Annotated in this window: 16 protein-coding genes; 5 read left to right on the forward strand and 11 right to left on the reverse strand. The window is 52.9% G+C overall.

The annotated features are described in order from the left end of the window. Positions 1 to 30 precede the first annotated feature (30 nt). Entirely contained in the window at positions 31 to 747 is a 717-nt protein-coding gene (locus C8N40_RS07585) for a 3-ketoacyl-ACP reductase (protein WP_108211181.1), read from the reverse strand. Positions 748 to 857: 110 nt separating this feature from the next. Here C8N40_RS07585 and C8N40_RS07590 point away from each other — a divergent pair, with 110 nt between their 5' ends. Then, positions 858 to 1,349: a 2'-5' RNA ligase family protein gene (locus C8N40_RS07590; protein WP_211318057.1), complete on the forward strand. Its 492-nt coding sequence runs from the start codon at positions 858 to 860 to the stop codon at positions 1,347 to 1,349. Here C8N40_RS07590 and C8N40_RS07595 read toward each other — a convergent pair. Beyond that, on the reverse strand, positions 1,338 to 2,150 hold the full coding sequence (locus tag C8N40_RS07595) for an aminotransferase class IV (protein ID WP_170114045.1): 813 nt from the start codon (positions 2,148 to 2,150) through the stop codon (positions 1,338 to 1,340). The genes C8N40_RS07590 and C8N40_RS07595 overlap by 12 nt on opposite strands. A 114-nt stretch (positions 2,151 to 2,264) precedes the next feature. On the opposite strand from C8N40_RS07595, the gene msrA reads away from it, so the two are divergent. Next, positions 2,265 to 2,942, forward strand: coding sequence for a peptide-methionine (S)-S-oxide reductase MsrA (gene msrA / locus C8N40_RS07600; protein ID WP_170114046.1), 678 nt, complete (start codon positions 2,265 to 2,267; stop codon positions 2,940 to 2,942). 73 nt (positions 2,943 to 3,015) lie between these two features. Next, positions 3,016 to 3,420, forward strand: coding sequence for a phage holin family protein (locus C8N40_RS07605; RefSeq protein WP_108211184.1), 405 nt, complete (start codon positions 3,016 to 3,018; stop codon positions 3,418 to 3,420). A 73-nt stretch (positions 3,421 to 3,493) separates the two neighbouring features. Here C8N40_RS07605 and C8N40_RS07610 read toward each other — a convergent pair whose 3' ends face one another. Next, positions 3,494 to 3,859 (reverse strand): DUF779 domain-containing protein, encoded by a 366-nt coding sequence (locus C8N40_RS07610; protein WP_108211185.1) that lies wholly within the window; start codon positions 3,857 to 3,859, stop codon positions 3,494 to 3,496. A 64-nt stretch (positions 3,860 to 3,923) separates the two neighbouring features. Then, the gene (locus tag C8N40_RS07615) at positions 3,924 to 5,456 is read right to left on the reverse strand and encodes an aldehyde dehydrogenase family protein (protein ID WP_211318058.1); all 1,533 of its coding nucleotides are present in this window, start codon (positions 5,454 to 5,456) and stop codon (positions 3,924 to 3,926) included. 128 nt (positions 5,457 to 5,584) lie between these two features. Between C8N40_RS07615 and C8N40_RS07620 the strand changes: the two genes are divergently transcribed. Beyond that, positions 5,585 to 6,511, forward strand: coding sequence for an AraC family transcriptional regulator (locus C8N40_RS07620; RefSeq protein ID WP_108211187.1), 927 nt, complete (start codon positions 5,585 to 5,587; stop codon positions 6,509 to 6,511). Positions 6,512 to 6,605: 94 nt separating this feature from the next. Here the strand turns inward: C8N40_RS07620 and C8N40_RS07625 are convergent, their stop codons facing one another. Together C8N40_RS07625 and C8N40_RS07630 are read right to left on the reverse strand one after the other, a co-directional pair. After that, the gene (locus tag C8N40_RS07625; protein ID WP_108211188.1) at positions 6,606 to 7,196 is read right to left on the reverse strand and encodes a DUF4738 domain-containing protein; all 591 of its coding nucleotides are present in this window, start codon (positions 7,194 to 7,196) and stop codon (positions 6,606 to 6,608) included. A gap of 102 nt (positions 7,197 to 7,298) precedes the next feature. Beyond that, entirely contained in the window at positions 7,299 to 8,357 is a 1,059-nt protein-coding gene (locus C8N40_RS07630) for an oxidoreductase (protein WP_108211189.1), read from the reverse strand. Between the two features lie 148 nt (positions 8,358 to 8,505). On the opposite strand from C8N40_RS07630, the gene C8N40_RS07635 reads away from it, so the two are divergent. Then, complete coding sequence (locus tag C8N40_RS07635) at positions 8,506 to 9,492, forward strand: aldo/keto reductase (protein WP_108211190.1); 987 nt, start codon at positions 8,506 to 8,508, stop codon at positions 9,490 to 9,492. Between the two features lie 48 nt (positions 9,493 to 9,540). Here C8N40_RS07635 and C8N40_RS07640 read toward each other — a convergent pair whose 3' ends face one another. The 5 genes from C8N40_RS07640 to C8N40_RS07660 all read right to left on the reverse strand — a co-directional run bounded on the left by C8N40_RS07640 (position 9,541) and on the right by C8N40_RS07660 (position 19,302). Beyond that, entirely contained in the window at positions 9,541 to 10,650 is a 1,110-nt protein-coding gene (locus C8N40_RS07640) for an FUSC family protein (RefSeq protein ID WP_108211191.1), read from the reverse strand. A gap of 166 nt (positions 10,651 to 10,816) precedes the next feature. Next, on the reverse strand, positions 10,817 to 12,046 hold the full coding sequence (locus C8N40_RS07645; protein ID WP_146173532.1) for a porin family protein: 1,230 nt from the start codon (positions 12,044 to 12,046) through the stop codon (positions 10,817 to 10,819). A gap of 159 nt (positions 12,047 to 12,205) precedes the next feature. Then, positions 12,206 to 15,124: a PD-(D/E)XK nuclease family protein gene (locus tag C8N40_RS07650; protein ID WP_108211193.1), complete on the reverse strand. Its 2,919-nt coding sequence runs from the start codon at positions 15,122 to 15,124 to the stop codon at positions 12,206 to 12,208. 220 nt (positions 15,125 to 15,344) lie between these two features. Next, positions 15,345 to 15,779: a VOC family protein gene (locus tag C8N40_RS07655; protein WP_108211194.1), complete on the reverse strand. Its 435-nt coding sequence runs from the start codon at positions 15,777 to 15,779 to the stop codon at positions 15,345 to 15,347. Positions 15,780 to 15,906: 127 nt separating this feature from the next. Next, positions 15,907 to 19,302 (reverse strand): UvrD-helicase domain-containing protein, encoded by a 3,396-nt coding sequence (locus C8N40_RS07660; RefSeq protein WP_108211195.1) that lies wholly within the window; start codon positions 19,300 to 19,302, stop codon positions 15,907 to 15,909. Positions 19,303 to 19,464: the final 162 nt, after the last annotated feature.

A 19,464-nucleotide genomic window follows, 5' to 3' on the forward strand; every position in this document is an offset into this window, starting at 1 on the left:
GTTGCGTTTTTATACTTTAGAAGAATAAGCTTACGGATTAGTAGACCAGATACCGGCCTCTTTCACAAACACGCGACGGTTTAGCTTGAGCTGGGCGATGATGAGTTCGGCGAAGTCCTCGGCTTGCATCACGCGGTCTGGGTTGCCGTCAGTCAGCTTCAGGTCGATGGCCATGTCGGTGGCAACGGTGCTCGGGGTAAGGGTGCTTACGCGGATATTGTGCTTGCGCACCTCCTGCATCAGCGACTCCGACATCCCAATCAAACCGAACTTTGACGCGCTGTAGGCGCTGGTTACCGGGGCACCTTTCTGGCCGGCGGTAGAAGAGATATTCACGATGTCACCGGTCTGGCGCTCGATCATCTCCGGCAGTACGGCACGCGTAACATAGTATGGCCCCAGCAGGTTTACCTTGATGATGCTTTCCCATTTCTCCGGCTCCAGCTCCAGGAACTTGCCAAAAGCGCCCACGCCTGCGTTGTTAATCAGGATGTCGATGGCGCCTAGTTGTGCACGGGCCTCATCCACGGCCTTGTTCACCGCGTTTATATCGGTCACATCAGCGGTTACAACAGCAGCTTTTACGCCTTTGGCCTTCACTTCCCCGGCCACTTGCTCCAGTTGTGCGGTGGTGCGGGCCATCAGCGCCACGTTTACGCCTTCCGCAGCCAGTGCTATCGCGATAGCCCGTCCGATGCCTTTTCCGGCGCCGGTTACCAGGGCGTTCTTACCTTTCAATGATTCCATATGCTTTTATTAAATGTTTGTTACTACAAAGATACTTCAAGATGGGCAGCAATGTTAGTTGCGTCGCGAAAGAAAGGGGTGAAAATCTAAGAAGGCCTCTTATACTTACCTTGGAGCTGGATGCGGAAAGCAGCCTTTTCTTTAACGAGCAGCGGCGTTTATACTTTCCGAAAGAGCGAAACTTCCTGGAGGCGCACCTGACCCTGTTCCACCACCTGCCGCCGCAGCACCTAGAGGAAATCCAGCAGGAGATAACGCAGCTGTGCCAGAAACAGGAAATTATGCTTTTGCAGGTGGCTGAGGTGCGGATGATGGGAAGGGGAGTTGCCTACAAACTCGAGAGCGAAACCTTGCAACAGCTGCACAGGCACTTGCAAGAACTGTGGCAACCCTGGTTAACACCGCAGGATAGGCAAAAGCTATGGGCGCACGTAACGGTGCAGAACAAGGTAGCGCCAGACAAGGCAAGGGAACTGCATCAACACCTTAACGTCACCTTTGAGCCTTTTGCTGCCACCGGCGTGGGGCTGCAGCTTTGGGCGTACCAGGGCGGCCCCTGGCAGTGGCTCAGCAGCTATCCGTTACAAAAATCAGATTTGTAAACCGTTGCGCAGTTCTTCCAGAAAGGAATTTCGTTGGTTTAGCTCCCGGCCATTTATACTTGCCACGGCCCTGATGCCAGTCACGTTGGCCGCAAAAACAGCATCAGCTAAGTATAAACCATCCGGATTGTGTTGTACCTGCGCTACGGCTATACTTTTGCCACTGCACCAGGCCAGAATATTGCGGCGCAAAATACCATTCACACAGCCGGTGGACAGCTCAGGAGTATAGAGCACGCCCTCTTTCAACCAAAAGATATTGGAGGAAATCAACTCAGCTACTTTACCCTGCGGATTGAGGAGCAGCATGTCGTCTTGACCTTGTTTTTCGAGTCCGGCCATCACATAAAGCGGCGCGTTGGGCCCTTTAAAATGCGAAAGCGAAGTATAAGCAGTGCGCACGTGTTGGCAGATGCCCAGGTGCAGCGGCTTGTCTGCCGCAGGCGTGGCAGGGGCAGCGGTGGCCAGCCAATTCACCTGGTTGGTTTGCGGGGTATAAAGCCCGGCGCCGGCACGCCATACTTTCAGCTTGAGCCGGCCATACTTTTCTGCTTTCTGCAGCCGTGCCAGTACCAGCAGTTTTGCTTCCAATTCCCCGGAAAAAAAATAGGAGGGAAGCTCGAGTTGCAGCGCCAGAGCGGCCTCCCCGATGCGCTCCAGGTGGCTGTGCCAGAAGCGGATACGCCCGTCCTGCAGGATAGCCGTCTCAAAAAAACCGTCGTTATACTGAAAAGCCCGGTCGTGGAGCGGCAGGCGCAGCTCGCTTTCGGGCAGCTGCTGGTTGTTGTAAAGTATAAACAAGTGCCTGTTGCGTTGGTTAAGGTATAAAAGTAAGGTATAGCTGCCATACTTCCACGGGGCATTCCTAAAAACCGACCCGCCCTGAAAGCGTACTATAAAGTATAAGCTCCCACTATGATTACCAGAAGTATACTCGTTTACGTGGTCTTGCTTTTCGGCCTGGCCTCCTGCTCTGAATACAGCGCGTCCGAACGCCTGATGATGACCGGCAGCGAAGCGTCCGCAGAACAGGAAGCAGATACCGTTGGCCTGCCCAGCGCTGTGTTTGCCGGCGGGTGTTTCTGGTGCACCGAGGCTTACTTTGAGCGCCTGCAGGGCGTGACAGCGGTTATCTCCGGTTATTCCGGTGGCAAGCAGAAAAAGCCGACCTATGAGCAGGTTAGCTCCGGCCTGACAGACCATGCGGAGGCGGTAGAAGTGTTCTATAACCCGCGCCAGATAAGCTACCAGGAGCTGCTGGAGGTGTTCTTCGCCACCCACGACCCGACTACCCTCAACCGACAGGGCCCCGATGTGGGCAAGCAGTACCGCTCCATTGTCTTTTATAAAACGCCGGAAGAGCAGAAGCAGGCAATGGCCTATATCCGGCAACTGGAAGAAGCAGGCGCTTATAAAAACCCCATCGTAACGAAAGTGCAGCCCTTTGAAAAATTCTGGCCGGCCGAGGCGTACCACCAGGATTATTACCGCCGCAACCCCGACGACCCCTATGTAGTTTCGGTGGCCATGCCGAAAGTGACCAAGTTTGAGGACAACTTCCGGGACAAGCTGAAACCGGAGTATGTAGAATAGGGTATCCGCTATACCTATTTTGCCTGATGCACGTAGTAAAGTCAGAATTTATTATCCACTATATCATAAAACTATGGGATTTATAATTGATTTACTCGTGAGCGCCGGCGTTATACTTCTGCTGTCGTATCTTCTGCCCAGTGTGCATGTCAAAAGTTTCTGGACCGCCCTGTGGGTGGCTTTTCTGATTGGCCTTTTCAATGCCACCATCGGCTGGATCCTGGGAGGCATCCTCAACCTGGTGTCTTTTTTTCTGATTGAGGCCATTGTGAGCATCATCGTGACGGCGCTTATGATCAAGCTCGTTGATAAATTGGTCGGCAATTTTAAGGTGGATGGGTTCCTGCCCGCCATTATCATCGCCATTGCCACGGCGCTGGCCCTTTACCTGGTGGGTATGGCCCGCGGCGAGGATGAGGATTACTCGCTCAAATATCCTAATGATCAACCTAAGGTAGAATATGTGGCGCAAGCCTAACTGTAAAGTATAAAGTATAAAGGCCTGTGCCGCAGTAAGCAGCACAGGCCTTTATTTTCCCCATTAAACGATACTATACCTGTGGCAGCTGCTCCATTTCCTCGGGCGTGAAAATCCGGGAGCGGATGTGAAAACGAACCCCCAGCGGAATCTCCAGCGAGAAGCTGGAGCCGCGGCCAGGTATGACGTCCAGCGTTAGCTGCGTGTGTTTCCAGTACTCATACTGATCCCGGGCGATGTAGAACTTGCAGCCGTGTACCTCGCCGAGCAGCACGTCGCTTTCGCCCACCTTAAATTCGCCTTCCGCAAAGCACATGGGCTGCGAACCGTCGCAACAGCCGCCACTTTGGTGGAACATCAGCGGACCATACTTCTCGCGCAGCTCATCAATTACGGCCTCGGCGGCCTCGGTCACTTTCACGCGCTCAACCTTTTCCATACATTCTGCTTTAAAAAAGTAGCCCCGCCGATTTTGCACCGGCAGGGCTATACTTAACTATCCATTAAAAGAAGCCCAGCTTGTTCTTGTTGTAAGAGATGAGCATGTTCTTGGTCTGGCGGTAGTGGTTGAGCATCATCTTGTGTGTCTCGCGGCCAAAACCCGACTTCTTGTAGCCTCCAAACGGTGCGTGCGCCGGATAGGCATGGTAGCAGTTCACCCACACGCGGCCTGCCTGTATGGCACGCGGTATCTGGTAAATCTCGTGTGCGTCGCGGGTCCAGAGACCGGCTCCCAGGCCGTAGAGCGTATCATTGGCAATGGACACAGCCTCTTCCGCAGTCTTGAACGTGGTGGCCGATACCACCGGTCCGAAGATTTCTTCCTGAAACACGCGCATTTTGTTGTGGCCCTTAAAGATGGTCGGCTCGATGTAGTAACCGTTCTCCAGTCCGTTGTTGAGTTTGGCCACGCCTCCGCCTACCAGCACCTCTGCGCCTTCCTGCTTACCGATGTCCATGTAGGAGAGGATTTTCTCGAACTGGTCGTTGGAGGCCTGGGCGCCCATGGTGGTGTCTTCGGAAAGCGGGTTGCCCACTTTGATGGCCTTGGTACGCGCCACCACGCGCTCCATAAAGCGGTCGAAAATGCTCTCGTGGATAATCAAACGGGATGGACAGGTGCAGATCTCGCCCTGGTTGAGGGCAAACATCACCGCGCCTTCCACGCATTTATCGAAGAACTCGTCGTCGGCCTGGGCAATGCTGGGCATGAAAATGTTCGGCGACTTGCCTCCTAGCTCCATCGTTACCGGAACCAGGTTTTCGGAGGCATATTGCATGATTAGGCGGCCAGTCGTGGTTTCGCCGGTAAAAGCTACTTTGGCTACGCGTGGGGAGGAAGCTAAAGGCTTGCCCGCTTCCGGTCCGAAGCCGGTGACCACATTCAATACACCTGGGGGCAAGAGGTCCTGGATAAGCTCCATCAGCACCATGATGCTGGTCGGCGTTTGCTCGGCAGGCTTCAGCACCACGGTACAGCCGGCAGCCAGGGCAGGGGCCATTTTCCAAGTGGCCATCAACAGCGGGAAGTTCCAGGGAATAATCTGGCCCACCACGCCAATCGGCTCCTGCAGGTTTATACTTACGGTGTGCTCATCCAGCTCCGACATGGTACTCTCATCGGCGCGGATAACGCCGGCAAAATAACGGAAATGGTCAATGGCCAGCGGAATATCGGCTGCGCGGGTTTCGCGGATGGCCTTGCCGTTGTCCACGGTTTCCACGCGGGCCAGCATCTCCAGGTTCTTTTCCATGCGGTCGGCGATTTCGAGCAGGATTTTACTGCGGGTGCCCGCCGAGGTTCTGGACCAGGAAGGGAAGGCGCGGTGGGCGGCATCCAGGGCCCGGTCGATGTCTTCTTTGGTGCCGCGGGCGGCTTTGGTAAAGGGTTTGCCGTCGATGGGCGAGATGTTGTCGAAGTACTCCCCGTTGGCAGGGGCCACCCATTCGCCGCCTATAAAATGCTCATACTTTTCTTTGAACTGCGGCCGCTCCAGTACGGCAGACTGTTCCTGTGGCATTGCTACTGAATCCATAGGTTATAGTTTTTTAGGTTAAAGAACGATACCCCAAGGTCAGCTTTTCCCTTATTTCTTTCTCAACTTATCGTCTCATTCTTTCTTCTTATCGTATCATGTTAAGTATAAAATTTTAGACTTTGCTTATGCCCATCAAGTATAACCTGCAACCAGTGGCCCTGCGCGAGGAGCGATCTCTGTTCACCTTGGTCGAAAACAGGTCGGTGTATAGTATGGATTCCTGTGAGCTGAACGTGTTTGAGACGCACCAGCAAGCAGAAGGTGTGCAGCTGCAGTTTGATGATTGGGTGCTGACCAGCATGTTGCGCGGCAAAAAAGTCATGCATCTCTCGGATGGCCCCGGCTTTGACTACCTGCCCGGTGAATCGGTGCTAGTGCCGCCACGCGAGCTGATGACGATTGACTTTCCGGAGGCAAAAAAGGAGACGCCGACGCAATGCCTGGCCCTGGCTATCTCCGCGGAACAGATACAGGATACGATTGGCTTGCTGAACGAGCGGCATACCAAGGCAGAGGCAGGAGAGGAGTGGCAAATCAGCAAGGAGCACCTGCACCTGGCCAACAACCTGGAACTGGCCGAGATCATTAACCGCCTTATTCGGCTCGGCCTGCACGAGCAAAGCCGTGAGAAAGACATCTTGGTGGATCTGGCGCTACGGGAACTGCTGGTGAGGCTGATGCAGACGCAGGCGCGGGCATTTTTTGAGCATAACTACAAACGGCTGGCCAGTAGCAATCGCTTCGGCTACATCATTCAATATATTAAGGAGAACATCACCTCCAAGATTGATGCCGACAAACTGAGCGAGAAAGCTTGCATGAGCCGCGCCAATTTTTTCCGCAAGTTTAAAGAGGAGCTGGGCTTTACGCCCGCCGATTATATTCTGAAAGAGCGCATCCGGCTGGCCAAAACTTACTTGCAGAATCCGCTAAACTCTGTGACCCAGGCCTGCTATATGGCCGGTTTCCAGAACCTCAATTACTTTATCCGGGCCTTTAAAAAAGAAGTCGGCCTGACGCCTAAGGCTTTTCAGCTGAGTTATTTGAATTGAGGGAAAGTATAAAAGTATACTTTTAAATAGGGTGCTGTTCGTGAAATTGTTTCGGCAGTAGAAGCCTTGCTATTTGCCTGGCCATCCAGCATAATCATGTCTGCTCAGCTAAAACTATACGCTGTTTCCCTTCATGGTCAATGTAGATTTTATAAAAATTACACCAATCCGTGTCCGGTACACATACAGTGGCAAACAGGGTAATGATATTTTCTTCCCGATTGAATTCATTCAGCCAAATTTGGTTGAGCCGTGAAGCTCTTCCGAATTCATCCGTAAAGTCAATGCTTGGCAAATTTTCTTTGGTGAAAGTCTCCGAATAAATCAATGAATCTCCCAGACTCAATTTTATGTCGGATGCATGATGCCTGAAATGGATTCTCTCCCTGGTGCCGTTCTCATAGACATACACTGTGTCAATTCCTCTATCCATTAGGCTATAGTTTTTTAAGACTAACCTTAGGTTTGCCTCTTGGTTAAGAACTGTGTCTACTATGTCTTCTTCATATTGCTCCGGATGATAGGTGATTTTTTCACTTTTGAGCCCCAATGGAGCAAGGTCAGAAGCTTGAAGAGGAGTTATTTCTGCATCTTGATTCCCTTTTACAATGTTCTGAGAACTTTCTGAACAGCATGTAAAGAAGAAACTCAGAATTACAAAATAGACAAAGGTGTTTGCTCTCATTTAGATGAATTAGATAGGGCTATCGTAAGGATTAAGAACCTTAGGCAACGGACTTCTAAAGTATAGCAATTCAAGAAGGATGTCAGGCTATTCTATACCTAACTATACTTTTACCCTACGCTTTTCCGAGCTGCTTTGCATGGCCAGCTCAATAATGCGGATGGTGTTGCGTGCCTGATCCGGTTTTACCACTAACTCCTCCTGGCCCAGTATGGCTTTGTATACATTATGGTAGAGGCCGGTATAGTCGCCGGGTTCGCTGGTGAGTTTGCCTTTGTAATGCATGCCCTGCACGGTGGTGTTTAGCGTGCCCCACAGGTGCTCTGGCTCCACGCCCCAGTTTGGGGTATCGGCGGGAAAGCGGCTTGCCTTCAGGTTCTCCTCCTGCACATCCATGCCATACTTTATAAAGGAGCCCTCGGTGCCATGAAGTATAAAATGCGGTCCCTGCTCGCGCACCAGCATGCCGGCTTTCAGAATGGCCTTCATGCCTTCATAGAAGAGCACCACCTCAAAATAATCCGGCACCTGCGAGTGCTCGCGCTGCACCTGCACATCGGCGAATACTTCCAGCGGTTCCCCGAACAAGTATAAAGCCTGGTCGATGAGGTGGGCGCCCAGGTCGTACAGGATACCGGCGCCGGGCAATGGCTCCTCTTTCCAGCTGTTGGGCTTTAGCTCGTTACGGTAGCGGTCGAAGTGGGCCTCATACTCTACCAGTCTGCCCAGTAGCCTTGCCTGCACTACCTTCTGCACCGTTTTAAAGTCGGAATCCCAGCGGCGGTTCTGGTACACGGTCAACACTTTTTGCTTTTCCTGTGCCAGCGCGATTAACTCCTCGGCTTCAGCGCTGGTGATGGTGAAAGGCTTGTCGACCAGCACGTGCTTGCCGGCCTGCAACGCGGCTTTGGCCAGGGGATAATGCGTAGGGTTGGCCGTGGCAATCACCACCAGGTCTATACTTGCATCGCTGAAAATATCCTCCTCGCTTGGCACAATCTGCGCCTCCGGGAAACGGGTGCGGGCCAGGGCTATACTTTCTTCGCGGTTGACTTTTATCTTTTTCAGGTGGAGGCCCGGCACGTTCGAAATAAAAGGAGCGTGAAAAGTTCTTCCGGCCATTCCGAAGCCCAGCAGGCCGACGTTTATAGATTGATTCATGTGGTTTCTGGTTCAATTTTAGCGAAGCCCCGGCAGAAGCAAGCCAAAGGCGTGTATTCCTTCAGACGCCTCCGAGGCATCCGCGTAAACTATAGCTGTCCTTTTAAAGGGCGCGTGTAAATTTCACCTACAAGATACTAAACTACGGATGAAAAAAAGAAAGCTAGGAAAACAAGGATTGGAAGTATCGGCACTGGGGCTGGGCTGCATGGGCATGTCGGACTTCTACTCGGACCGCGATGATACCGAATCGATTGCCACCATTCACCTGGCGCTGGAACTGGGCGTAAATTTTCTGGACACCGCCGATATGTATGGCGTAGGCGCCAACGAAGAGCTGGTGGGCAAAGCCATTGCCGATAGGCGCGACCAGGTGATTATTGCCACCAAGTTTGGCAATGTGCGCGGCAAAGACGGCAGCTTTTTGGGCATCAACGGAAAACCGGAATATGTAAAGCAGGCCTGCGAGGCTAGCCTGAAGCGCTTGGGGGTAGAGTATATTGATTTATACTATCAGCACCGGGTAGATAAAAACACGCCCATAGAAGACACCGTGTGCGCTATGGCCGAACTGGTGAAAGAAGGCAAGGTGCGTTACCTGGGCCTCTCTGAAGCCGGGGTAGAAACGATCAGGCGCGCGCACAAAGTGCACCCCATTACAGCCCTGCAAACGGAGTACTCGCTTTGGAGCCGCGATGTGGAAGACGAAATACTCCCTGCCTGCCGCGAGCTGGGCATCGGCTTTGTGCCCTACAGTCCCCTGGGCCGGGGCTTCCTGACGGGGCAGATTAAGCGGTTTGAAGACCTGGCCGAAGATGATTACCGGCGCCAGTCGCCGCGTTTCCAGGGCGAGAACTTCCAGAAGAACCTGGACCTGGTGCAGAAAATTGAGGAACTGGCCGAGCACAAAGGCTGCACGCCGTCGCAGTTGGCGCTGGCCTGGCTGCTGGCGCAAGGGGAGGACCTGGTGCCGATACCAGGTACCAAACGCCGTAAGTACCTGGAGGAAAATGTGAAGGCGCTGGAGGTATCGCTGACGCAGGAGGAATTGCAGCAGATTGATGCCATTGCCCCGAAAGGCGCAGCCGCCGGCGGCAGGTACCAGGACGCGCAAATGGCCCATGTGAATGTGTAACCCGTGTCTTTTAAGTTAAGCCCAGCGTCTTAAAGTATGGCCCTGGGCTTAGCTTACTTCCTTCTGGGTCGGATCAGGCTCAAGCAGTTCTTCTTGTTCAGCTGCCGGCCGTTCTGTTTCCGAAACAATACGGCGCAGGTCAGTGAGGATGCTGCCCATGTCCTGCAGCACAGGCAGCGAAGTGATGTTGGTGAGCGTTTCCAAACTGCGGGCTTGTTCCTGCCTTGCCAACCGGACAGCCTCGTTAAGCCTGGCTGTCTTTTCTTCCGAAGGATTCACTATTGTTTCGCCGAATGCGTCGATGCAGTCGGCCGTGGCGTGCAGGCTCTGTATCAGTTGCTCCCGTCCGGTGTAATCAATCAGGAAGGAGGTGTTCAGCTGCAGGTCGGCCAGGCTTCTGCGGATGCCCCGGATTTGTATCATGATGCTGTGGAGCAGCCGGATGTCAGCCGCCAGGCGGCTCAGCTTTTCGCGTTTGTGGGTGAGCAGGGGGTTATACTTCAGGCTTTGCTCGGCCAGCTCAAGCGCCTTGCGGCTCTCCGTCGCTATTTTGGTGAGTGCCTCCACTTCGGAGCGGCCTGTTTTCCGGCGGCCGCCGGAGTCTATCAGCAGCGCGGTAAGCCCTCTCAGGGTGGCAGCAGCCCGCTTGCTGTACGTCATCATACTTCTCTCCACATCCGGAAGGGCATCCTGCGGAATGATCAAGGCGTTAATGAGGACAGCGATTCCAGAGCCCAGTATGGTTTCGATGATCCGCTCGTAGGCGTACCCGGACTTGGCCTCACCAAACGCCAGCACCAAAAGCGAGCTAATCGCCACCTGCGATATGATCTGCGGGTTCATCCGGAAGGCCTTGGCAATTCCCATTCCTATCAGAATGATAAAGAAGATGGACAGGGCGCTGACCTGGAACCAATGCCCCAGGAGCATGCTCAGCAACACACCGCCAATAATCCCGATGATGCGCTGCGTAGCCTTGTTCACGGAATCAGCCACCGTAACCTGAACCGTAATAATGGCCGCTACCGCCGCGAAGTAAGGGTACTCGGAGTGCAGCAGGCTGGAGGCTATAAACCAGGAAAGAGCCGCGGCAAAGGCCGTTTTTACGATCTGCAGCGTCAGCCCGAGTTTGCCAAGTATTTCTAAAATCCTCTTCACAGGAGTAAATACTTATACTTTAGCGTTAAGTTAGGTTTGCATGGTTTAAAGCAACCGGAGAAGAGGGCTAAGGTGAAAGTATGATACCCCCGCTTCCACTAAAAAGAAAGTATAAAAGTATAGTTTTCTGGCACGAACTGATTCGAATTGCCCTTGGCTGATTTGCTTATTGCTTTGTAAAAAGGTAGCTGAGGCTTACTTGCAAAGCATTATACTTAAGTGATGAATTCATGCCTGGTTTTAAGCTATAGAAATACGTAACCCCCAGGTCATATTTATCTGATTTGACAACGCCAGCTTTCAGCGGCACCGTATACCACAGGCTGTACAAACCTAAGTAGTTATCCCGGGTGGTAGTATAGTCTGGTTCCCCTGTGATGTCATCATGATAAAACCTGCTGGTCGTATTCTTATTCTGGGTGTAATGCGAGTAGTGTACGCTAAAGCCTCCTCCCACATATACTTTCAGAGCATCTGTGCTGTAGGCATGGTAAATAAGTTGGGGGCTATAGGTGAAAGTATAGGAATCCAGTTCATAGTCGTTGTGCTCCCGACTTTTGGTACCGGGCCAGGTTCTCTCTTTGTGCAGGTTGTAGCTGGCTTTGGCAGCGTATAGTTCGGAGCGGACAAGCAGGCGCCTGGTATTCCGGTTCAGAAAAGTATCAAAGCCCAGGAGGAGGGCAGGAGAGTAGGCAACCGAGGCCTCTTGTGTTTCCCTGGAGGCATCCAGGGTCTGGTAACTCAGAGTGGATCTGTTTATACCCATACCAGCCAGAAACCGAATTTTAGAGTTGTTCTTTTTGAGCTGTTTATGCTCGTGCGCGCTAAGGCCATTAATCTGGCTCACGATCTGTCGCAGGTCTGACTCGCTATACCTTATGCGTTTAATATTGCCTTCCAGTGCTGCTGTGCCGCGTTCATACTTAGTAGCTAATCCCCACAGTTGTCCCCTGTATGGTGTCAGCACTTTTATATCCCGTCCCATCTCATAGCTAAAGTACCTTACATAAAGCATTTCTTGCACGGCATCACCTGCTACATCTTTCAGAAAATACCGGGTTTTAACGGCATCTGCGTAGGAAAGCAGGGCAGCGTAAGGGCCATGTACCAGCTCTTTCAGGAAGACAGTATCGGTCACGGCAGCAATGTCCGGGCTGGAGGGGAGGTTGGCTGTTTTCAACTCATTCATACTTACCGGACCCACGTAGCGGTGATATGCCTCCAGCCCCGTTATTTCAAAGTATGTGCAATTGTGTACGGTAAACGTCTGCTGCTCTTGGCTAGTTAGTGCGTGTTTGAAAAGTATAGCCTCCGGGTTTTTAATCCATTCCTGGTAATTGATGTATCCCTTTAAGGTATCGCCGTTTGTCACGACCAGCCCAGGTTTGAAATTCACTTGGCCGAGGCTTAGGAATGGGGCAGCGAGGAGAAAAAAGAGAAGCGTAAAGGTTTGTCTCATAGGTTATGCTTGTTTGCGTTTTAACAGCTGATTCACTCAGACTTAAGTGGCTCTCTAGTGCAGGTTTTCCTCAAGTACGATAAATAGAGAAAATATTTACCTGGCACAAATCCCTCGGTAAGCACACCACTGGCATACGTCCAGATCGCGTGTTTTCTGAATGGGTTCCTCCGGGTCCAGCATGCGGCGCACGAAGTCTCCCAGCAGTTCTTCCGAGGCCGCTACAAAATCCTTTGGCGTGGCACCGCCCTCTTCCACAAAGTTAAACTCTGACGAGAGCACGCCCGGCTCCAGGTTTCGGAAAGAGATAATGCCGGACTTCGGGGCTATACTTAATGGGGAGATATGGCCGGCATTGCGAAGTATCGTTTCGGGTTGATCCTCCAGCACCCGCTTCAGCACGTACTCGTAGAGCCACAGCTGGCGCGCTTTGCCATACTTGGGGTCGGTGAGGAAATGCAGATCCACATCCTCCGGCTTCACCTTTAGCTGGTTCTGCTCCACTTTGCCGGTTTTATAGTCAATCACGCGTAGTTCATGGCCCGTCAGGTCGATGCGGTCCGCTTTACCGGCGATGCGCACGTTTACCACCTCCGAGCCCACCTGCACCGGAAGTATGGTCGCCAGCGTGTCCTCCAGGCGCAACACGTACAGGGGTAGTTCGTCGGAGTCTTTAAGCTTTTGCAGGTATTTTTCCAGCACCTCCACAGCCACTTTATACAGCAGGTAATTCATGCCGCGTTCCGGTTTGGCACCCAGCGTTATCTTGCTAAACTCTGCTTTCACTTTCTCCGGCAGCGCCTGCAGCATCAGCTCCACGTGTTCGGCAAGTATAGGCTCGCCGCTTTGCGCGTGGGGGCGGAAGAAATCCTCCAGCACCTGGTGCACGATGGTACCGAACTGGTCGGCGCCGAGCTGTTCCTCCACCTCGTCCATCTCCTGCATTTTGGCGATGCGGGTAAAGTAGTACTGCAGCGAGCAGTTGATGTACATGTTCAGGTGCGAAGGGTAGAGGCCGCGCTCCAGTTCCTGCCGCAGTTGGGCAATGGTCTCCGGCGACTTGGGTACCACAATATCCTCCTCGTACTGCCGCATCTCCTGTTGCTCCACCGCCGCAATCATATCCCGGAAAGTTATTTTCGGGTTGCGCAGCGCCAAATCGTTCTGCAGCTGAAGTATAAACCGGCTCTTCTCGCCCGAGCCGTAGGTGTCGGAGGGGAGCACGTAGAGCAGGTTGATTTTTTTGGCGCGCTGCAGCAGGCGGTAAAAGTTGTAGGCCATAGCACCTTCGGTCTCGGCATAGGTCGGCAGCCCGAACTCGCGCAGCACGTCATACGGCATCAGGCTCTCCTGCCGCTTGGGCGCCGGCAGCACGTTCTCGTTTACCGACAGGATAATCAGGTTCTCAAAGTCGAGCGCGCGCGTTTCGAGCATACCCATAATCTGCACTTCGGAGATAGGCTCCCCACTAAAAGGCAGGCGCGTTTGCCCGATCAGCTCATAGAGAAACTTGCGGAAACTGCGCACCGATATCTTATGCTCGCGGCAGTCGAAAATGGTGTCGAGGCGCTTGACTAACGTATAAAAAATGTACAGGTACTCCGTTTCGATGCTGTTGCGGCCGTGCGTGTAGACCTGGCGCAGCAGCTCGATGAGCTCGTACAGGGCCACGATGATGTCGTCGCAATCGCGCCAGGTGCGGAAAAGCGTTTCGAAGAGCGGGTGGTGCTGGCTCAGGTCAATGAGTTCCTGCGCCGTGATGAGTACCCGGTTCTCCTGCACCATTTTGTCCAGCACCTGCTGAATCATACCGTGGTAGCGAGCCTGCTCCGGGTCATCATTCAGGGATAGCTCATAGCGCCGGATGAACGGATGGGTGAGCAGCTTGGTGACGCTCAGGTGGTGGTACTGGTATACTTTGTAACCCGAACTTTGCAGCTGCGTGACGCCCGTCAGGTGCACCTCAAAAAGCAAATCGATGAGGTTAAAAAGGGGCGTGCCCCGGAAACTGAGGCCCATGGTGACGTTATAGGTCGGCACATCTTGCGGAATAGAGTGCAGCACCGGCAGCAAAAGTGTTTCGTCGGGCAGCACGATGGCCGTTTGGGCATGCGGGTTTTGTTCGCGTATTTCCTGCAGCAGCTGCCCCGCCAGCTTGCCCTGCATGCTGGCATTGGCCACCCCAATTACGTCGATTTCCTTCTCATCCGTTAGCAGCAGATTTTGTTGCCAGCGCCATTCGGGTAAATTCCAGGTGCTTTTATACTTGCGCAAAAAACTTCCGGCGCGGTTACTCTGGCCCTGCTCGTCCATGTAAAAGTCATCCGTATCAAACAGCACCTCGGCCTTCTCGTGCTTAAGCAGCGTGCGGATAATCTTTTCCTCAGAAAGGGTGAGGCTGTTCAGGCCGATGAAGATGAACTGGTGGCACTCGCTTTCCTTGGCGATCCGCTCGATGTCTTTGGCCACTTTCCGGAAGGCCATTCCCGTATAGGCCTGCTTGTTCTCCAACAGACGCTTCTGCAGGTTGTGGTACGTTTTTTCAATATTATCCCAGAGACTGAAGTACTTTTTTAGGGTAGGAGAGAGTTCTTTGCCCAGGAATTTTGGGTCCCACCGCTCCAGTGCCTTGGCCTCGCCCAGGTACTCGAACAACTTCTTTGTGTCCACCAGGTTCTGATCGATGCGGCTGAAGTCCTCCAGCAAGGTGCCGGCCCAGGTCACAAAGTTATCGAAGTCGAGCTTGGGGTCCTGCTCGCGCATGAGGTCAAAGAGCTCCAACTGTAAGTTAATTGGCTCCAGTACCTCGGTTTTGGAGAGGCTGCGGATAAAGTCCTCCATCGCATATACCTCCGGCGACCAAATCGGCTCTGGCGAGGCCTGTGCCAGCGCAGTTTTAAAGAAAAAGCTTGCACGCCGCGACGGCAGTACAATGCACAGGTCACTGATGTGCTCTTTATACTTCTCGAAAACGTATTTGGCCGTTAGCTCCAGAAAAGTTGGACTAGGATTCATGGGATATAAGGATGAATAGGATATATGGAAATAGGGGGCACCCTTTTTTGTCATCCTAAAAGGATCTTGTGGGCGAGCTGTGAAGGCCTTAGCTCAATCAACCAAGATCCTTTCAGGATGACAATTTAAGATATAGCTTTTATATTATACCGCTGGCGCAAGCGTCCGCTTCTGCCAATTATATTAATCTTGTAAATTCTTTAATCCTGTAAATCTTAGTCTAGTGAATAGAAGTGTGCCTGTGCCCCTTTGGCTCATCCGGCAGCAGAAACGGGTTGTAAGCAATCTCCCACAGGTTATCATCCGGGTCAGAAATGTAGCTGCTGTAGCCGCCCCAGAAAACTTTCTCCGGCCGCTTTACCACCGTAGCACCTTTCTCCTCCAGTTGCGCCACCAGCTCATCCACTTCCTGCTCCGAGCGCACATTGTAGGCCAGCGAGAACTTTTTAAATCCGCTGCCTTCCGGAGACACGCCTGCATCGTCAGCCAAAGATTCCTGCGGGAAAAGGGCCAGCTGCATGCCGTTCAGCTGAAAGAAGACTATTCCCTCGGAGTCGCTCTCCGTAGGTTGCCAGCCAAATACGTTCTGGTAAAATTCCCTGGCGCGTTGCAGGTTCCGCACCCCTAAGGTGATGAGTGTTAATCGTTGTTCCATGGTTACCTCCCCCTTGCCCCCTCCTAAAAACAGGAGGGGGTGTTCCGGTTTACTTGTTATTTATACTTATACTTTTGTTTACTATTTTCTCAACCTCTCCTGCTTTTAGGGGAGGGTTGGGTTGGGGTTAAAATAACCCCAACTGCTCTGCTTTTTTACCGCCATACTGCCACTCCAGCACCTGTTCAGTCTCGAAGTAGTAGAGCACGCATTTCACCTGCTGATACCCCAGCTGGCGGAAGCGCACGGCATAATGGTCGAGTTTATACTTGTGCTCCGGCTCGGGTGGCGGCGTTTTGAACTCCATCAACACCACAGCCTCACCGTCGAATACGATGCGATCCGGTTTGTAGAGGTAGGCGCGGGCGTCAAGCACTTCCTTTTCATGCTCCACTACCACCTGGTTGGTGAAGTAGCGGCCCAGCTTCGGGTGGTTGAGCACCTGCGTCAGTTTCTGTTTCAGCTCCGGTTTTTCGCGCTCACTGATAATGCCTTCGTAGCCCATCTGGCGCAGCACCTTATCCAGCTCTGGGGCAAAGGCGATGCGGGCCAGGGCGTAGTGCAGCTTGCGGTTCTGCTGGCGCTGCACGGTCTGCGTCTCAAAGTCGAACACGTTATTGGCGTGCTGCTTTATTTTCAGGCGCTGCTCCCAGTCGGCCGAGGTCAGGTGGTCGAGGAAGTAGGCTTTCTCATCAGTAGGACGATGATTTATACTTTGGGGCCTGCCTTGCGCCAGCTGGTAGCAGTGCTGGCCGAATGCCCACACTTCTTTATACACCAGGTAGCGGTACAGGATATGGCTCACGTTTTTAGCCTGGCCGTCCAGCTTGGGTGCCTTTCGCTCCTCCAGCAGGTCCTTGGCATTGCCGATCAAGTATAACCTGTCGATAGGGCGGGTGAGGGCCACGTAGAGCATGTTCAGGTTCTCGATAAAAGTTTTCTCTAGCTCGGTGCTGTACTGTTTGGCCAGTGTCGTGTTCTCCAGTTTGGAACTTATGTTAACTGCCACGCTGCGCAGCTTGCCCGTCACGCTTACCTCCTGTGGCAAGGCGCTCCACATCAGTGAGCCGCGCTTTGGCTCCGTGCTCCAGTCGGCAAAAGGGATGATGACGATCGGGTAGGCCAGGCCTTTGGACTTGTGGATGCTCGTAATCGTGACGGCGTCACGGTCCTTGGGCGTATTTATACTTAGCTTTTCCTTCTGCACATCCCAGTAAGCCAGGAAGTTGTTGAGGTTGTTGCTGTGCTTGAGGCTATACTCCAGCACCAGGTCCAGGAAGCGGAAAAGGTACTCACTTTCGTTGTTCTTGCCCAGCAAATCAAAAATGCGGATCAGCTTCTCCGTCAGCTCATAAATAGAAAGATTGCCCGTTTCGCGCTCCTGCACCTCAAAACCGAACACGCGCAGCTGGTCGAAAAACGATTGGTTCTCCCTGTCGTTGGCAATGTCGGCAATGGTTTTGGTCATCTCCACATCCGGAATCACGCCCAGCGATACTTTGCAGACTAAGTACAGCGCCTCTGATTTGGCCAGTGAATCGTTGGGGCGGTTGAAAACCCGGAACATGGCAATGATCAGGTTGATGACCTCGGCAAACTGCAGCGAGAGCGAGTCCTGGGAAATGATGTCATACTTGCGCTCCTTCAGAAACTTGGCAATGAGCTTACTCTTCTGGTTGGTACGGCAAAGTATGGCGATGTCTTTCAACGTATAGCCTTCGGCTTTTGCCTGCTGCACCAGCTGCAGCACCATGTTCAGCGTGCTTTCGTCGTAGGTAAGCAGCTCTTTGTGCTGATAGCCCTCATACAATTCCCCCGTACGCTCACAGTTGTTGAGGTTATACTTGTAGTTCAGGTCATCGTCGTGCGTGAACATGATCTGGATATGGCCGCCGCTCTTGTCGCTGCCCTTGGGCACCTGCTGCGTAAAGTCCTTGTCGTATATGGACGTGAACATACCGAACTCCTGGTGTCCCTGGCTGATGAAGGTGAAGAGCTCGTTGTTAAAGTCGATGATCTCGGAGCGGCTTCGGAAGTTCACGCTCAGGTTCTGCGGCTGCAGCGCCTGGTCCACCGACTCATAGCGTTCGCGAATGAGGGGCCCGTGGCGGCGGTTTTCGTAGAGCTGGCGCGTGGAGTTTTTATACAGGTGCAGAATCTGCTCCATCTCGCCGCCGCGCCAGCGGTAAATGGCCTGCTTGGCATCGCCCACCACCATGCTGAAATGGCCCGAAGCCAGGGCGTTGTCTACGAGCGGCAGCAGGTTGTTCCACTGCAGCACCGAGGTATCCTGGAACTCATCAATCAGGATGTGCCTGTACTTCTCGCCCAGGCGCTCATAAATAAAGGGCACCGGCTCTTTGAGCACAATATCGATGATGCGCTTGTTAAACTCTGAGATGTGCACCGTGTTCTTGTCGAGCTTGATTTCCTGCAGGCACTTCTCCAGCTCGTTCAGCAGCGATACTTTATAGAGATGCGGCACCACCTGCTGCACCAGCGTAAAGGTGGCGGCGTACTGTTCTTTTATACTTTCGATGTGGTAGTATAAATCGGTCAGCGGCTGCTTTATACTTTCTATCTGCGCCTTGGCATAGGCAGAGGCCTTGCCGGCATACCATTTATCATCTTCTATGGTCTGGCGGGCGTAGTTGTTGCCATAGTTCAGGTCCACCGACCTGAGCCAGGTGTTAAAGTAAGACCAGATGCCCCGGTTGCCCTGGTAGAGGTCGGCAGGGGAGACGTCGGCCTGCTCGAAAAGCTGCATGGCCTGCTGCGCCGCCTCCTGCACCGTTTCGGCTACTTGCTGCTGCACCAGGTATAACTGTTCGCGCACTTCCTTAAAGTCCTCCAGGCTCAGCTGTTGCAGGTCGGTGATGGCCTCGTATACTTGCTCGTTGAGCAGGTTGCGGGCAAAGTCCATCAGGTCATCGGGCAACAGGGTCCAGCTTTTGCCTTCGCGCGCCTTCTCCAGCGCATACTGCTCCAGCGTCTGCGAGAGCAGGTCGTCCTTCGAGTCCGTTACTTTGTCCAGCAGCAGCGACACGGCCGTGCTAAGCAAAGTGTTGGAGTCCAGGTCCACCTCAAAGTTCTGCGGGATGTTCAGCTCGCGGGTAAAGGCCTGCACAATCTTGTTCACGAAGCTATCGATGGTGCTCACGCTGAAGTCGGAGTAGTTGTAGAGAATCTGGCGGAAGAGGGTGGCTGCGCGGCGGCGTACTTCCTCCAGGTCATACTGCTCCTGCGGGTAATCGGCCTGCAGTTCTTCCGTTATCTGTCGCAGCAGGCTTTCACTTTTTTGCTTCTCTTTCTCTGAAAGCGTGGCATCATTGAAATTACGCAAGGCCCCCAGGATACGCTCCTTCATCTCAGCGGCCGCGTCGTTGGTGAAGGTGATGGCCAGTATGCCGCGGTAATAATCCGGATCCGAGGTGTGCAGGGCCAGCTTCAGGTATTCCTTCGTCAGGTTATAGGTTTTGCCCGAACCGGCAGAGGAGGAGTATATCTTGAAAACAGATGGCATGGCGTTGTATCTATACTTTAAAGATACAGTTTTGCCAGCTCACCAATCAAGTGTTAAGCTAAAAATATTAGCAAGAACTATAAAGTATAAAGCCACATAAAAGTATAGCAGCCTCTGCCAGTTGCGCGACAGAGGCTGCTATGCTTTTCTTTAGCAGGCGTG

This window comes from Pontibacter mucosus, from assembly GCF_003054055.1.
GTDB lineage: Bacteria > Bacteroidota > Bacteroidia > Cytophagales > Hymenobacteraceae > Pontibacter > Pontibacter mucosus.

What these genes read in the sequence shown, in the direction of transcription:
- C8N40_RS07585 (WP_108211181.1), bottom strand. Translation starts at nt 747, where the DNA reads ATGGAATCATTGAAAGGTAAGAACGCCCTGGTAACCGGCGCCGGAAAA.
- msrA (WP_170114046.1), top strand. Translation starts at nt 2,265, where the DNA reads ATGATTACCAGAAGTATACTCGTTTACGTGGTCTTGCTTTTCGGCCTG.
- C8N40_RS07605 (WP_108211184.1), top strand. Translation starts at nt 3,016, where the DNA reads ATGGGATTTATAATTGATTTACTCGTGAGCGCCGGCGTTATACTTCTG.
- C8N40_RS07610 (WP_108211185.1), bottom strand. Translation starts at nt 3,859, where the DNA reads ATGGAAAAGGTTGAGCGCGTGAAAGTGACCGAGGCCGCCGAGGCCGTA.
- C8N40_RS07615 (WP_211318058.1), bottom strand. Translation starts at nt 5,456, where the DNA reads ATGGATTCAGTAGCAATGCCACAGGAACAGTCTGCCGTACTGGAGCGG.
- C8N40_RS07620 (WP_108211187.1), top strand. Translation starts at nt 5,585, where the DNA reads ATGCCCATCAAGTATAACCTGCAACCAGTGGCCCTGCGCGAGGAGCGA.
- C8N40_RS07625 (WP_108211188.1), bottom strand. Translation starts at nt 7,196, where the DNA reads ATGAGAGCAAACACCTTTGTCTATTTTGTAATTCTGAGTTTCTTCTTT.
- C8N40_RS07630 (WP_108211189.1), bottom strand. Translation starts at nt 8,357, where the DNA reads ATGAATCAATCTATAAACGTCGGCCTGCTGGGCTTCGGAATGGCCGGA.
- C8N40_RS07635 (WP_108211190.1), top strand. Translation starts at nt 8,506, where the DNA reads ATGAAAAAAAGAAAGCTAGGAAAACAAGGATTGGAAGTATCGGCACTG.
- C8N40_RS07650 (WP_108211193.1), bottom strand. Translation starts at nt 15,124, where the DNA reads ATGAATCCTAGTCCAACTTTTCTGGAGCTAACGGCCAAATACGTTTTC.
- C8N40_RS07655 (WP_108211194.1), bottom strand. Translation starts at nt 15,779, where the DNA reads ATGGAACAACGATTAACACTCATCACCTTAGGGGTGCGGAACCTGCAA.
- C8N40_RS07660 (WP_108211195.1), bottom strand. Translation starts at nt 19,302, where the DNA reads ATGCCATCTGTTTTCAAGATATACTCCTCCTCTGCCGGTTCGGGCAAA.